The organism is Flavobacterium sp. Arc3 (assembly GCF_041431375.1).
In the GTDB taxonomy this organism is placed as follows: Bacteria; Bacteroidota; Bacteroidia; order Flavobacteriales; family Flavobacteriaceae; genus Flavobacterium.
In genome coordinates, this window is record NZ_JASMRI010000004.1 from 124,267 (window position 1) to 139,324 (window position 15,058).

Annotated in this window: 12 protein-coding genes, 1 other RNA gene and 2 pseudogenes; 8 read left to right on the forward strand and 7 right to left on the reverse strand. The window is 32.3% G+C overall.

All coding sequences use genetic code 11. From position 1 onward, the window contains the following. The first annotated feature begins 32 nt into the window (after window positions 1-32). Together QO200_RS04215 and QO200_RS04220 are read left to right on the forward strand one after the other, a co-directional pair. The gene (locus tag QO200_RS04215; protein WP_371536761.1) at window positions 33-1,385 is read left to right on the forward strand and encodes a sensor histidine kinase; all 1,353 of its coding nucleotides are present in this window, start codon (window positions 33-35) and stop codon (window positions 1,383-1,385) included. Window positions 1,386-1,395: 10 nt separating this feature from the next. Next, window positions 1,396-2,085 (forward strand): response regulator transcription factor, encoded by a 690-nt coding sequence (locus QO200_RS04220; RefSeq protein WP_371536763.1) that lies wholly within the window; start codon window positions 1,396-1,398, stop codon window positions 2,083-2,085. On the opposite strand, the gene QO200_RS04225 is transcribed toward QO200_RS04220, so the two are convergent. Together QO200_RS04225 and rnpB are read right to left on the reverse strand one after the other, a co-directional pair. Continuing rightward, window positions 2,082-3,017 (reverse strand): ketopantoate reductase family protein, encoded by a 936-nt coding sequence (locus QO200_RS04225; protein WP_371536766.1) that lies wholly within the window; start codon window positions 3,015-3,017, stop codon window positions 2,082-2,084. The genes QO200_RS04220 and QO200_RS04225 overlap by 4 nt on opposite strands. Before the next feature lie 133 nt (window positions 3,018-3,150). Next, window positions 3,151-3,533, reverse strand: an RNA gene (gene rnpB, locus QO200_RS04230) — RNase P RNA component class A. A gap of 116 nt (window positions 3,534-3,649) precedes the next feature. On the opposite strand from rnpB, the gene QO200_RS04235 reads away from it, so the two are divergent. The 4 genes from QO200_RS04235 (at window position 3,650) to dnaX (ending at window position 6,139) form a co-directional block, all read left to right on the forward strand. Continuing rightward, entirely contained in the window at window positions 3,650-3,961 is a 312-nt protein-coding gene (locus QO200_RS04235; protein WP_371536768.1) for a hypothetical protein, read from the forward strand. Window positions 3,962-4,006: 45 nt separating this feature from the next. Continuing rightward, window positions 4,007-4,306 carry a hypothetical protein gene (locus QO200_RS04240; protein WP_371536771.1) on the forward strand — a complete coding sequence of 100 codons (300 nt, stop codon included), beginning with the start codon at window positions 4,007-4,009 and terminating at the stop codon, window positions 4,304-4,306. A 45-nt stretch (window positions 4,307-4,351) separates the two neighbouring features. Next, window positions 4,352-4,648, forward strand: coding sequence for a hypothetical protein (locus QO200_RS04245; RefSeq protein WP_371536774.1), 297 nt, complete (start codon window positions 4,352-4,354; stop codon window positions 4,646-4,648). Between the two features lie 405 nt (window positions 4,649-5,053). Continuing rightward, on the forward strand, window positions 5,054-6,139 hold the full coding sequence (dnaX, locus tag QO200_RS04250; RefSeq protein WP_371536776.1) for a DNA polymerase III subunit gamma/tau: 1,086 nt from the start codon (window positions 5,054-5,056) through the stop codon (window positions 6,137-6,139). Between the two features lie 43 nt (window positions 6,140-6,182). On the opposite strand, the gene QO200_RS04255 is transcribed toward dnaX, so the two are convergent. Then, window positions 6,183-6,356: a hypothetical protein gene (locus QO200_RS04255; RefSeq protein ID WP_371536779.1), complete on the reverse strand. Its 174-nt coding sequence runs from the start codon at window positions 6,354-6,356 to the stop codon at window positions 6,183-6,185. Between the two features lie 7 nt (window positions 6,357-6,363). Here QO200_RS04255 and QO200_RS04260 point away from each other — a divergent pair, with 7 nt between their 5' ends. Further along, on the forward strand, window positions 6,364-6,780 hold the full coding sequence (locus QO200_RS04260) for a DNA polymerase III subunit gamma/tau (protein WP_371536782.1): 417 nt from the start codon (window positions 6,364-6,366) through the stop codon (window positions 6,778-6,780). 120 nt (window positions 6,781-6,900) lie between these two features. Here QO200_RS04260 and QO200_RS04265 read toward each other — a convergent pair. From QO200_RS04265 to QO200_RS04280, 4 genes and pseudogenes are all read right to left on the reverse strand, one after another. Then, a pseudogene (locus QO200_RS04265) lies at window positions 6,901-7,382 on the reverse strand (TMEM175 family protein). A gap of 91 nt (window positions 7,383-7,473) precedes the next feature. Next, on the reverse strand, window positions 7,474-8,364 hold the full coding sequence (locus QO200_RS04270; protein WP_371536785.1) for a Ppx/GppA phosphatase family protein: 891 nt from the start codon (window positions 8,362-8,364) through the stop codon (window positions 7,474-7,476). Window positions 8,365-8,426: 62 nt separating this feature from the next. Next, on the reverse strand, window positions 8,427-10,496 hold the full coding sequence (ppk1, locus tag QO200_RS04275) for a polyphosphate kinase 1 (protein ID WP_371536787.1): 2,070 nt from the start codon (window positions 10,494-10,496) through the stop codon (window positions 8,427-8,429). 5 nt (window positions 10,497-10,501) lie between these two features. Next, entirely contained in the window at window positions 10,502-10,987 is a 486-nt protein-coding gene (locus tag QO200_RS04280) for a histidine phosphatase family protein (protein ID WP_371536789.1), read from the reverse strand. A gap of 1,168 nt (window positions 10,988-12,155) precedes the next feature. On the opposite strand from QO200_RS04280, the pseudogene QO200_RS04285 reads away from it, so the two are divergent. Further along, window positions 12,156-15,058 (forward strand): annotated as a pseudogene (locus QO200_RS04285) (hypothetical protein); the annotation flags it as partial.

The following is a 15,058-nucleotide window of genomic DNA, read 5'->3' on the forward strand; positions in this document are numbered from 1 at the left end:
AATACTTATTTTTGGATGGTATATTTCAACAAATGAAACAAAGAATCAATTTATTAATCACCTTTTCAATTATAGCGCTAATTGTGTTGTGTGTTGTTCATTTTTTTTTGGTGAAAATCACCTATAATTACAAAGTAGCACAGTTTCATGCGGAAATCAAAGAGGAAATTGCCTCTATCACAAATGATTACAGTGATATTGATTCGGCTATTGTCTATAAGAAAGATTTACTTTATAAACAACTAGCTCAGCGCTACCTACAAAACAAAAAAAGAAAATCCGACCTTACATATGCATTGTTACACAACGAATATAGAGATGTGCTAACACGAAAATTACAACTAAAATTAGAAAGAGAAATACCGGATATCACAATTAACTTTGCAGTTGTACTGAACAAATTTATCCTTTATAAAAGTGCTCAAAAAGCAGATACACTTTTTTCCGAAAAGTCATTTATTAAAAATAAATTATATGGTAATTTAATCTCTTTGGACAATGCCTTTCTAGTTCGGAATTATGCCGGAACAACTAGTGGTTCTTTACAAATGCAGGATTATAAATTGCTTACTGAAGATTCAATGTATGTTTCTGTAATAGAATGGGAAACCATAATTCTAAAAAGAATGAGAATGGTTTTAATCTTATCCTTATTTTCTATTATAACATTAATAACTCTTTTTGTAATTGCCATTAAAGCATTAATCAAACAAAAAAAGGTAAATGATGTCAAAACTGATTTTATAAATAACATCACCCATGAGCTCAAAACACCGTTGACAACTTTGGGAATTTCTACTAAGATATTGGAGCGAAAAGAGATTCGGGATAATGAAGTCCAATTCAACATGATCCTCCATACGATTTCACGTCAAAATAATCGTTTGCAAAACTTAATCGACCAGGTAATGTCAAGTTCATTAGGTGAATTTGAACTACAAAAAGAAAAAATTGATTTGGAAACTTTTTTGAATACAATTATAGTAGATTTCAAAATTGCAAATCCTGAAATTAATATTACATCAGACATCAATGCCGCAAAAACCACTTTATTGTTAGACCAATTCCATTTAACAACTGCCATTCAAAACGTGCTTGAAAATGCCGTGAAATATGGTAGTACCGTTATTAATATAAAAACAGAATTAATCCAAAATCAATTTAACATTAGTATTAAAGACAATGGAATTGGAATTTCTAAGAATAAACACTCCTTACTTTTTGATAAGTTTTACAGAGTGGAGAAAGGCAATTTACATAATACAAAAGGACTGGGATTAGGACTTTATTATGTAAATCAAATTATAAAAGCACACCAAGGATCAATTGCTGTTATAAGTGATTTAGGAAAAGGATCTGTATTTACCATTATGTTTAAAGTCTAACTATTCACAATTGAAAAAAATACTTTTAGTCGAAGATGATTATGATTTTGCTAGTGTTCTAAAACAATATTTAGGATTGTATGAATATGATGTGACTTGGGTGCAAAACGGAGAAGAAGCATTGGCTATTTTTGAATCAGTGTCTTTTGATATTTGTATTTTTGATGTTATGATGCCAAAGATGGATGGTTTTACTCTTGCAGAAAAAATAATCAAAATCAATCCAGAAATTCCTTTTGTTTTTCTAACGGCAAGAAAACTAAAAGAGGACAAAATCATCGGATTAAAGCTAGGTGCCGATGATTATATTGCAAAACCATTCGAAGCCGAAGAACTTATCTTACGCCTGAATAACATATTGAAAAGAAGCCTACAAAAATATACTGTTTTTTCTAAAGTTGATGAATTACAAATTAGCTCTTATTTATTCGATACGAAACGCCTAACTTTAAAAAATAACACCAAAACACAACAACTCACAGAGAAAGAAGCTGCCCTTATTCATTTTTTTTATATTCACAAAAACCAAATGATCAAAAGAGAACAAATACTTAAAGCGATTTGGGAAAATGATGATTTCTTTTCTGGAAGAAGTATGGATGTTTATATCAGTAAAATCAGAAAATATTTTAATGATGACAATCGAATCAGTATTGAAAGCGTCCGGAATATTGGTTTAGAATTCAAGCTAAGAGATTAAACAGCATCATTTATCTTGTCCAATTTATCCAACACCATTTTATAAGTAGGTAATTCCATTTCATATTTCAGTCCTTCATTCACAACAAATTCAGTCAATGAAGCCAATTCAAATTTTCTACCAGCCAATACATCACGATGCATCGATGAAGTGGCATCTTGAGGTGTTTTTTCTAGTTTAAGAATGGTTTGCATAACAATATCATTGGGTAAATTCAACCCTTTTACCGCGGCTAACATGGAAATCTCATTAAGAAGTTCAACATATACTGCTCTACTGGAATTACTATTTATGATCTCACCTATATTTTGATTTAAGTACGATGTGGCTGAAGCCAAAGCAGAAATGAATATGAATTTCTCCCAAACTGTTTCCTCTATAGTATCAACCAGGTAACTTTCTATTGCTGCGTCTTTAAAAATTGTTTGTAATGCTTTAAGCCTTCCAATGGGCGCTGTATCAGATCCAAAATATAATTTTTCATAAGGCCCCATTTTTCTTATGACTCCTGGAGATTCGATCATGGAAACGATATACACGCAGCCCTGTAAAACTTCATTATCAGGATAGAGGGTACTTATTCTTTCTGGTGCATCGACACCATTATATAAAGGTAGGATTATTGTGTTTTTAGTAATGCATTTTTCTAACGAAAGAAGACTTTCTTCTATATCATACGTTTTTGTCGCGCAAATAAGAAAATCGAGTTTTCCGATTGTTATAGGATCATTAGATACAATACTAGGAAAAGCAATTATTTCATTTTCGTCAGTGATTATCTTTAATCCTGAAGCTGCAATTGCTTTTTGGGTTTCACCGCGAGCAATAAATACAATTTCGAATTGATCTGATTCAGCATAGACTTTAGCCAATAATCCGCCAAAATAACCACCTACTCCACCCATTCCTAAAACTCCAATTCTTGTTTTCATAACTACTATTTGCAATAAAAATTAAACCATTAAGAAATTTAGAAAATCAAGCCTACTGACTTAATGAAACTTAATTTCTTAATGGTTCCCTTTTAGATTTCACAATCTTTTATTTATTAATTCTTAGAATATAAAAAAAAACAGACCTATAAGCCGGATTCTGTATCCCAATAAATCGGGACCCTTATCATTTATCTAGGCTTATAATTACTCATAAGCTCAAGCTATCTACCCTTCAACAACGGACGAGAAGCCCTTAAATGCTGATATACTTGATATTTCACCGCATAGAGTTTACCTGGTTTCACTACAGCATTACCTGTACATACTTTCTGTTGCACTTGTCCTAATCTCGCCTTTGCAGACAAAACCGACGGGGGTTACCCGCTATGCTTCTCTAAGGTGTCCGGACTTTCCTCTTTATTCCGAACTTGATTCGGAACCTTATGAAATTTAAACTAAAAATCAATAGGTACTGAAACGAGTTCAGTATAAAGCGATAAGGCGGTCTGTGCCGCAAAATTACAACAATTTTAACTCGATGTCAAATAATAAATTTTAGTTTAACAGCTATTTTATAAACTCTTAATTTTAAATTGATTATCTTTAAGAGTAACTTAAAATCGCTTTATATGAAACCTATATATCATTATTCAACCGTCTCTGAAGCCCTCGATGAGCTAAAGGAATTAGGGTTTACTTACGATTATAATATTTATCAGGAGGACATTATTAAAAAACCCGCTGAACATCAAGTAAGACATGTTTACAGATATGAAGGAAATTCTGATCCTGGTGATTCAACTATAGTATATGGTATTACGTCTTCCTCTGGTAAAAGAGGCGTTTTTGTTGCCGGTTTTTCAGCTAAAACGGGTAATGAGGCAGCAATTGTATTGTCTAAGTTATGTATTGAAAATAATAGCAATCAATGCAGCACTTAATCTAATTTCTTTTATAAAATAACTTCGAAATAAAACATAAAAATCATGACTCAAACGTATCACTATGCCACTGTTTCCAAAGCCTTAGACGAGTTAAATGAAAATGGCTTCAACTATGACTTTAATCTTCATGAAGAGGATATTGCAAAAAACCCGCAAAAATATCAGATCAAACATATCTATCGTTATGAAGGCGATACAGATCCTGGGGATGAATCCGTAGTTTATGGTATCCAATCAACGTCCGGAAAAAAAGGAGTCTTTGTCGCGGGATTTTCTGCAAACTCAATTACTGATGCTGCTCAGGCGCTGATAAATATTAGCATAAAAAACAGAATAAAATAAAAAAGTTATCTTGAATTTTTGATCTTTAAAAACATTAAAAAAAATATGGAACATACTTATCATTACGCCACTGTCTCAAAGGCCTTAGAAGAATTAAAAGAAAATGGATTTACTTATGATTTTAACCTTCATGAAGAGGATATTGTTAAAAACCCCAACCATTACCAAATTGTACACATCTATCGTTATGAAGGAAATTCAAATCCAGATGACGAAGCAATAGTCTACGGAATAACTACAAAATCTGGTGAAAATGGTGTTTTTGTTACTGGTTTCGCAGCAAATTCAGTTAGTGATGCCGCACAAGTATTAATTAAACTAACCATTGACGGCAGAAAATAATAATATTGTCAATTTTTACTTCGCAAAATTTAAGAATACTGCGTTTTTATAATCGTTAACCTGCGAAACACAAATGAAAATTCATCTATAATTCGACATATGAGTTTCACAGGTTTAACTAATTTATGAATGAAAACAGCATAGAAACTTTGAGAATAAACACTCAAACTTATTTTCAACAATTTTGAGTAATATTGATTATCTACTTAGAATTCAAACTTTTAGTTCAATAAAATAAAACTAGTTAAACACTGCTAAAAAGCCTAAATTATTAACTGCATCAAGTCTCTCTGTCTTTTAAAAGTTGAAGAGAAAATTTCTTTTACCAATAATTTTAGAATTAAACAATTTATCATTTTCATAATATAATGGCAATGACTATATTTGCTTTCGAATAAAAATTCTATGGAACAATTCATTGTATCGGCTCGTAAGTATCGTCCTCAAACATTTAATGATGTAGTGGGACAAAAAGCCATTACCAATACTTTGCTGAACGCCATAGAAAGCAATCACCTTGCCTCTGCCCTATTATTTACGGGACCTAGAGGAGTTGGGAAAACCACTTGTGCTCGTATTTTAGCCAGAAAAATCAATCAACCAGGTTACGATGACCCTACCGAAGATTTTGCTTTTAATGTATTCGAATTAGATGCTGCCTCTAACAATTCAGTTGATGATATCAGAAACTTGATTGATCAGGTTCGTATTCCGCCACAAACTGGAAAATATAAAGTTTATATTATTGATGAGGTACATATGTTATCTTCAGCGGCATTTAATGCTTTTCTAAAAACATTAGAAGAACCGCCAAAGCATGCCATTTTTATATTGGCAACTACCGAAAAACATAAGATTATCCCAACCATTTTATCGCGTTGCCAGATCTTTGATTTCAAAAGAATCACCGTTAAAGATGCTAAAGAACATCTAGCTGAAGTTGCAACAAGCCAGGGAATCGTTTTTGAAGATGACGCCTTACATATTATTGCACAAAAAGCAGATGGTGCCATGCGTGATGCTTTATCTATTTTTGACAGAGTCGTTTCTTATTGTGGAACTAACTTAACTCGTCAAGCTGTTACCGAAAACTTAAACGTACTCGATTACGAGACCTACATCACGGTTACAGATTTAATTCTTGAAAATAAAATTCCTGAATTACTAATGGCTTTTAACGACATTCTTTCTAAAGGTTTTGATGCGCATCATTTTGTGTCTGGATTAGCCTCCCATTTTAGAGATTTACTAGTTAGCAAAACACCTTCAACTCTATCCTTATTAGAAGTAGGTGAACAAGCTCAAAAAATGTACGGATTGCAAGCTCAGAAATGCAACCAAGATTTTCTATTGAAAGGAATTGCTATTGCAAATGATTGTGATTTAAAATACAAGTTGAGTCAAAATCAGCGATTGCTCGTTGAACTTTGCCTAATGCAACTTGCCTCTATCACTTTTGATGGAGAAAAAAAAAAGTTGAGTCCTTTATAATTCCCCCTACCTATTTTAGAAAAACGGATTATTCCATAGCTGATCAAACAAAAGCTACAGAAGCAAAACCTGCTCCATTACAATCCCTTGTAAAACCGCAGGAAATTGTAGTAGAAAAAACACAGGAAATCACTGCTCCTGCCACTCCTGTAAAAACGGAACCATCATCAAGCGGACCTAGTATTTCTGCCTTTTCATTATCTAGTATCCGTGCCAAAAGAGCATTGGAAGAGAGTAATAAAGCATATGTAAAAGAAGTTGTCGATTTACCTACCGAAGCCTTTTCTGAAACAGAAATGTTAGTCCAATGGACTAAATACGCGAAACGTTTAGGTGACAAAGGATTTAAAATTATGGAATCATTGTTACTTATAAACGATCCCGTTTTGAATGGATTTGCTATTTCACTTGAATTGCCTAACGAAGGTTCAAAATTAGATTTTGAAAAAGAACTTAATGGGTTGCTAGGACATTTAAAAGGACATTTACACAATCATGATATTACCATTGAAGTTATTGTAAATGAAAGTTTCGAAAATAAAAAGAATTTTAATGATCAAGACCGATACAATAGGTTACATGAAATAAATCCTAGTATTGAACTGTTAAGAACCACATTTGGATTAGATTTAGACGCATAAAAAACATCCGTTAATACCCCAAATTATTAATTTATATTTTATCTAAATTTATTTTTTTTTCTATTTTCTTATCTCGAATTAACCAAATCATTAGTACCAAAACGTAAATAACAACTGAAATCAATACGCTGTAAAAAGAACAAAATATAATATAAAGCTAAGTTTTCCTTTAGCGTCCTTCCCCACCGCAGTTGCAATCCGTGACTCTTTACCCTCATTTGCAATAATAGCGTTTTGCAGAATCCAAAAAGACATGGAACATAAAAATAATATTATTCCATAAAAAGTAAGTGTTGTTTTAGCAAAATAATGGACTCCCATCCCTTTTGGAGAAATAGGAATTAATGACAACCAAAATAAGAAGTGTAAATTAGCCCAAAGTATTTGCGCATTAACTTTAGAAATACTTTGCATTAAATGGCAGTGTTTTTCCAATAAATTCCAACATAGACAAAGCTCAATATATAACTAAAAAAAGCAGGAAAAAGGGATATCAAATCAGTAAACTCAGTTCCAAGCTGACCATCAATTTCCAATATCATAATGGTAATTATGATTGCGAGTACACCATTGCTGAACATCTCCAATCGATATTTGTCCATCAGGTATATTTATATAAAGATAATCCCAATTAAAACATTAATTAGTTAACAATAAGCTATTTAACTCTTAACTCACACCCACAACTTAAATTTATATTTTACCAAAATACATAGCCTTGACAATTCCATCTGATAATCCAATTTTAGGAACATAGATTTGTCGCGCGCCACTCCATTTCATTGCATTTAAATAAATTCTAGTAGCAGGAATAATAACATCTGCGCGATCCGGATTTAATCCCAACTCCGAAATTCTTTGCTCGTATGTCAATGAATTCAAAAAAGCATATTGTGAAGTCATATAAATATACGACAAAGGCTTTTCTTGGATTTTACCTGACATTTTAAATAGCTTATTGATATTACCTCCAGAACCTATCAAGGTAACTTCCTCATAATCGACGGTATTGGTTTTAATCCATTTTTCTATTTCATCCCATACTACATCGCAAACCATATTATTTAATAAACGTACAGTTCCCGCTTTAAACGATTTGGACACAACTATTTTACCATTCGAAAAAAGTGTAAATTCGGTACTACCACCACCAACATCCACAAAAAGATAGGTTTGATCTGTTTTTAGCAAGTGGTGCAAATCCGTTGAAGCGATGATTGCCGCTTCCATTTTCCCGTCAATGATTTCTATATTAATATCTGCTTTTTCCCTTATAAGGTCTGCAACTTCTTTTCCGTTATATGCTTCTCTCATTGCAGAGGTTGCAAATGCCTTATACGCCTGTACTTTATGCACTTTCATCAACAGATTGAATGCTGTCATCGCGTCGCACATTCGATCTATATTTTCTTCGGATATTTCACCGACAGTAAAGGCATCCTGTCCTAAACGAATAGGCACACGAACCAAGGAACTTTTATTAAATTGAGGTTCTTTACCCTCTTGTTCAACAATATTTACAATTAATAAGCGCATGGCATTAGATCCAATATCGATTGCAGCGTATTTTTTTATATTAATCATTCTTAATTATGATTTTGAGTTTACTTTTTTGCTAAAATTAGCTGAAAATAAAATTTATGTTTTTAAAAAGTTTCTGCCAATAATTCGACTTTCTTTTGATAATATTTATAGGTTTCTATTTGAGCTCTAAATACAGGATCACTATTTCTCTCGCGATACTTATTATCCAATAAAGCAGAATGAATACGTGCTTTTACATTTCCTTTCCAGCCTAAATCAAAATTATCAATTAATTCTTTTTTGATCTCTTGATCGTAGATAGGACAAGTCACTTCTACCCTTCCATCGAGATTACGATTCATAAAATCAGCCGAAGAAATAAAAACTTCGGTTTGCCCAGCATTTCCAAAGATATATATTCTAGAATGTTCTAAATAATTATCAACAATACTAATGGCTTCAATATTTGCACTCATTCCCTTAACACCAGGAATAAGAGAACAAATTCCTCTTACTTCGAGTTGTATTTTCACTCCAGCATTGCTGGCTTCATACAACTTGTCGATCATTCCAAAATCAGACAAACTATTCATTTTTAATTTTATGTATGTTTTTCTACCCGCTAATGCATGAAGAATTTCTCTATCAATTAATTTATAGAATCGAACTCGGGTATAATGTGGCGAAACAATTAGGTGTTTATAACGGTACAACCTATAATTAATATTAAAGAAGTCAAATATTTTATTAATGTCTTTTAGGATCTGTTGATGACTTGTAAATAGTGTGACATCAGTATAGACTTTTGCGGTGGCTTCATTAAAGTTTCCTGTTGATATAAAGCCATACCTTTTTACTTTTCCACTTTCATTTCGTTCAATAACACATATTTTACTATGAACCTTTAGTCCCTTTACCCCAAAAATAAGTTCGATGCCCTCAATTTGCATTTGTTCTGCATACGATATATTTGATGCTTCATCAAATCGTGCCTGTAATTCAATCTGAACTATAACTTTTTTACCATTCTTCGCCGCATTTATAAGAGAACTTATGATTTGGGAGTTTTTAGCTAAGCGGTACAATGTTATTTTAATCGTAGTCACTTTAGGATCTAAAGCCGCTTCACGAAGAAATTTAGTGAGATAAGAAAAGGATTGGTATGGTGCATTTAGAAGATAATCCTTTTCACTGATTTTTTGCAATATACTTCCTTCCAAACTTAATCCAGGAATGGGCAACGGATCATTTTTTGCATACAATAAATCGAATCGTCCCAAATTTGGAAAATCCATATAATCTCTTCTGTTATGATATCTCCCGCCAGGTATTATACTGTCTGTCGAATGAATTTTCATCTTATCTAAAAAGAACCTTAAAGTATCTTTATCAATTAATTGATCGTATATAAAACGAACAGGTTCCCCTATTATTCGGTCTTTTACACTTGTCGAAATTTTCTCAAGCATACTCTTGCTCAAATCACTATCAATATCCAATTGAGCATCGCGGCTAATCTTTATCATATGAGCGGAAACACTCTGATAATCAAAAATATTAAATATACTTTTTAAATTGTGTCTAATTACATCATCAATAAGAATCACATATTGTCTTTCATCGTTTGAAGGCAATACTACAAATCGATTCATTGTCTTTGGAATTTCAATAATGGCATATCGAACTTCTGAGTTCTTTTTCATTACTAATTTAATGGCCAAATACCCCATATTATCTCTCAATAATGGAAATTCAGACAAATCATTCAAAATAATCGTCACTAATTCAGGACTTAATTTTTGTATGAAAAAATCTTTTAAATAAATTTCTTGCTCTTCTGAAATTTCATTCTCATTTATGATAAAAATATCTTCCGCTTCTAGTTCTGTTTCAATTTTTTTTAGAATTAGAAGACTTTCGGTTTGATCTTCAATTACAATCTCCGTTATATCTTTTACCAATTGTTGAGATGAAATACCTCCAAGAATTTTCTCTCCAGACTTCCCCGACAAACTTAATCTTCTTATGGCAGCAAAACGAACTCTGAAAAACTCATCTAAATTATTTGAAAAAATCCCTAAAAAACGTAATCTATCTAAAAGTGGTACTGATTCATCTGCTGCTTCTTGGAGTACTCTGGCATTAAATGCTAACCAACTTTTTTCTCTATCTATGTATTTTCTTTCTAGCACTATATTTATTTTAAATCCTTTGGAACTATTATTTTTTTTGTCTTCCCCTTATTAATTTCTGCCCAATACTCTGTGTCAAATTCTAAAGCTACAAATCCGCTAGTGGGTACATTACTAATCGAAATGTCCCCAAATTTATTAACAAAATTTGTAATTGCTGCATTATGCCCAAAAAGAATAATACTATCAAAGGTATTCTCGCAAGACTTTATTGTTTTTTCCAACTGCTTTTCATCAAAAGTATAAAGAGCTTCTTTATAATCAATAGATTCAATAGGATATAAAATGTTTTGAGCAAAAATTAGCGCGGTATCAGACGCCCTCTTAGCAATGCTGCTCCATATCACATAAGTCTTAGGAATAAAATCCAAGATACTTAAAGAAACTAAATGAGCATCTTTCATTCCTCTTTGATCTAATGGTCTATCAATATCTCGTAGCGGCACATCCCAATTTGACTTTGCGTGTCTTATTAATATTAGATTTTTCATATTTAGGTGTTTTCTTATGATCTACAATAAATACTAATCGAACTAGAAAGATACAATATATATTATTATCTTAGGTTTGTTTTTACCTGAAATCACATAAAAACTCTGCATATATCCCTTAAAACACAGACCTTCAATATACTTATAAACCATAATTAAAAAAAACAACTAAGTAGTTTAAATAAAGCAGCAATCTTTCACTTAAAGTAATTTATCGTTATGCCCCAATATAAAATTAGTTGACTAAAACAATATAATTCTTATTAATAATAAAGTTTTATTTCTGCTATGATAGTCAGTTATTAAAACTTATAAATAATACTATTCCTTATACAAGTTTAAAATAAAAATATTAACGAAAGGCTACTTTTTACTTTATGCTAATTACTCCTAGTTAAAAATAAAATTCAAACTAAAAAGGAGAAAAACTGAGCAATTATAGTTTACGACAAGAGATTGTTTTCTGTCAAAAATATTTCAATTTCAAGAATCTAAAAAAAGAATTTTCTCTTCTCTTTTCAAAGAAAAAACAATAGGTAGTTTTCATAAAATTGATATATAAAATAGAGTACAGCATTAAAAAGACAAGCTTTTAAATTAGATTTAATGCCTGTTATTTTTAAAAATAAGATAATTTAATATCAGATATTGTGGCGAAAACCGTCTTTTAACGATTATTTAAGTTATTCAAAGAAAAATTGTGAAAACGTTAATATTTAATTTTAAATTTGGTTTCTGATAATATTTTTATTACGTGCAATAGTTTCTAGCCCGAAATCTACTGTTCATTTTGAAAGCATAAAAACCTACTATTATGATAGAAAAAATTACTTCAAGTAAAATTATCGAACTTAATAACGACAAACTTTTTTTAATAAAAAGAAAAAAATTTTTTATTAAAAACACTTCAGTGATGACGTTTTTTATATCATTATATAACGATTTTTCCTGTTTTACAAAAACTCCTATTTTTCGTGTCACTACTGTTTCATCAAACAACTTTTTAATAGTCTATAAAATGGATTTTATTAAAAGGTTACTCTATTTTAGAAATTATAATTATGTTTCACCAATGCTAATAGAATGAAAGCATATTAATAACAACTCCGCACACGGACAGAAACAATAGATTAATCTTTACAGATAAAATAAATAAGATTTTCAAAACATGAAAAACAATAACCATAATTCTTGTGATAAAAATAAAAAAAACACTACTAAAATAGTATTTTTTTTATTAGCCTTAATGGTTTCATTTAGTTCGTATTCGCAATACTATAATCAACATTACGTTGCACCAGCTCCATGGAGGTATTTCACCAGCGTAAATGAATTAGTTGTTGCCACCGAATCTTCTTCAACTGTTTCCGTTGCTGTAAAAAAGAGCGATGGTACCTTGATAACTACTTTATCTACTTCAAAAGGAATGCCAGCCGTTTACAGATTTGCGGGTTCACCAACAGCTTCTGGTTCAGAATATTATGCTGAAAATATTGTGATATCGGCTGCAGGTTTAAATATTACGGCTACTGCGCCAGTTTCTGTAAATCTTAGAAACATCGCCTCAGATCAAATCGACGGCGATCAAAGTTTTATCAAAGGAAATTCATCTTTAACTAGTTTTGGTAATGCTGGGATAGGCGTTAGTTTTAGAGTTGGATATTATCGAGATGGAGATGTTGGTAATTTTAGAGGTTGGGGGTATACAAGACCTTTGTATAGTGTTATGGCTATTAATAACAATACTTCTGTTAAAATAAATGGAATTCCTACTATAACTTTAAATGCGGGTGAAAGTTATTTATTTCAAGCTAATATGGGCTCTTTAGTGGAGACATCTGGACCTGCGGTAGTAAATACGGGCGCTAAAATTGATACGCCAGAAGGTTGTGGTGACGGAACTTTAGATCAAGTACCACCTGTAGCCGTTTTAGGTAAAGAATACTTTATTGTAAGAGGTCAAGGTAACACTACAGCTGAACAAACTACTGTTATAGCGACGGAAGCAAATACGAAGTTAACAATAGCAAACTTTGCGGCAGACGGATCTTTGGTATCTACAAATACAAAAACATTAGTGGCAGCGGGTGATTTTTATACTTTCAAACATGGAACGACAACACCATCAAATGGGAATTCTTTTTCTTCTTTAGATTCTTACTCAGCATCTAGAATTATTAGTGATAAGAATATAGGTGTTTATTCAGGTACAGCAGTTACATGTGAAGTAGACATTACATCTGTTGCTCCCGTTTCAACATGTGGTGGTTCTAGTTATGTGGAAACTTATAAATTTACAAAATACGATAATACCGACCTTCCTTATTTTGGTTACATCCTTATACAAAGCGCTACGGACGTAGTAAAAGTAAATGGTTCAGCTTTACCAGGTAGAAGACAACTAGGTACAACTGGGTGGTATTTAATTAATTTTACTAAAGAGGAAATAGGATCACCTAAAAATATAATAATAGAAGGTGCTTCAAAAATGACTGTTAGCTTGGTACAACAAGGTTATGGTTTTTCTATGTCGGCAATTTTCTCTAACTATACAAAACAACCAGATGCTCCTACCGTTGATAACGATGGTATAGGATGCACATCTACGGCAACATTATCTACAAGTTTAGGATTTGGTCCATATCAATGGTTTTTAGATGGAAATGAGATATCTGGAGCAATTTCAAATACATACACAACAACTACAACAGGAAGTTACTCTGTATCTTCAACATTATCTTGTGGAGCGTTTGTACAATCACAACCTATTTCGGTTAATATATGTAGTGATGTATCAATAACAAAAACTGTCAATGAACCTGAACCTTGTTTGGGCTCAAATGTTATTTTTACCATAACGGCAAAAAATAACGGACCTGGTAACGCAGTAGGAGTTTCTGTGCAAGACTTACTACCTAGCGGTTATAAATATTTGTCATCAGAATATACTGTAGGTACATATGATAATACTTCGGGAGCTTGGACAATAGGTGGTTTAAATAATAACCAAAGTGTTGTTTTGAAAATTACAGCAAAAGTAAACGACACTGGAGAATACATTAATAAAGCTACGATAAGCTCATCAGCTGATTCTAACCTTACAAATAATTCAGCAAATGCAAGTACTTCACCAAAATCTATAGCTGTAGTTATTGCGAGCAATCAAACAGAATGTTCCGATGGCACAACAACTCAAACTTTAACTGCAACTGCAACAGGAGGAATTATAACTTGGTATAATTCAGCAACTGCTGGTACCATAGTAACTTCACCCACTCAAGTGGGAGTAGGTAGCTCAACTTATTATGCAGAGGCTTCTAATGGTACTTGTTTGAGTTTAATTAGAAAAGCTGTTACATTAACTATTACGCCTTCAATTATTTTATCAGAGACTCATACTAATATATCTTGTAATGGAGACTCTAATGCTTCAATTGACCTAAATGTAACAGGAGGTTCTGGCTCATACTCTTATAACTGGACAAAAAATGGAAATTCACTTTCCACTTCTGAAGATTTAACTAATTTAACAGTTGGAACCTATTCAGTAACTGTTACAGATACTAATAATTGCCAAAATACACTTTCAATAGTTATCGATGGAAGTGACACTACTCCTCCGGTGAAACCAACTTTGACTGATGTTACTGGTGAATGTACTGCGACAGCGGTTGCTCCTACTACTAAAGACAATTGTGCTGGAACAATCACAGGAACGACTACTGATCCTTTGACTTATAATACACAAGGAATTTATACAATCACATGGACGTTCAATGATGGAAACGGAAACACTACTACAGCTACTCAAAAAGTAACTGTGAAAGATGTAACGGCTCCGGTGAAACCAACTTTGGCTGATGTCTCTGGAGAATGTACTGCGACAGCGGTTGCTCCTACAACTACAGACTCTTGTGCTGGAACAATCACGGGAACGACTACTGATCCTTTGACTTATAATACACAAGGAACTTATACAATCACTTGGACGTTTAATGATGGAAACGGAAACACTACTACAGCTACTCAAAAAGTAACTGTGAAAGATGTAACGGCTCCGGTGAAACCAAC

What these genes read in the sequence shown, in the direction of transcription:
- QO200_RS04215 (WP_371536761.1), top strand. Translation starts at nt 33, where the DNA reads ATGAAACAAAGAATCAATTTATTAATCACCTTTTCAATTATAGCGCTA.
- QO200_RS04225 (WP_371536766.1), bottom strand. Translation starts at nt 3,017, where the DNA reads ATGAAAACAAGAATTGGAGTTTTAGGAATGGGTGGAGTAGGTGGTTAT.
- QO200_RS04235 (WP_371536768.1), top strand. Translation starts at nt 3,650, where the DNA reads ATGAAACCTATATATCATTATTCAACCGTCTCTGAAGCCCTCGATGAG.
- QO200_RS04240 (WP_371536771.1), top strand. Translation starts at nt 4,007, where the DNA reads ATGACTCAAACGTATCACTATGCCACTGTTTCCAAAGCCTTAGACGAG.
- QO200_RS04245 (WP_371536774.1), top strand. Translation starts at nt 4,352, where the DNA reads ATGGAACATACTTATCATTACGCCACTGTCTCAAAGGCCTTAGAAGAA.
- dnaX (WP_371536776.1), top strand. Translation starts at nt 5,054, where the DNA reads ATGGAACAATTCATTGTATCGGCTCGTAAGTATCGTCCTCAAACATTT.
- QO200_RS04270 (WP_371536785.1), bottom strand. Translation starts at nt 8,364, where the DNA reads ATGATTAATATAAAAAAATACGCTGCAATCGATATTGGATCTAATGCC.
- QO200_RS04280 (WP_371536789.1), bottom strand. Translation starts at nt 10,987, where the DNA reads ATGAAAAATCTAATATTAATAAGACACGCAAAGTCAAATTGGGATGTG.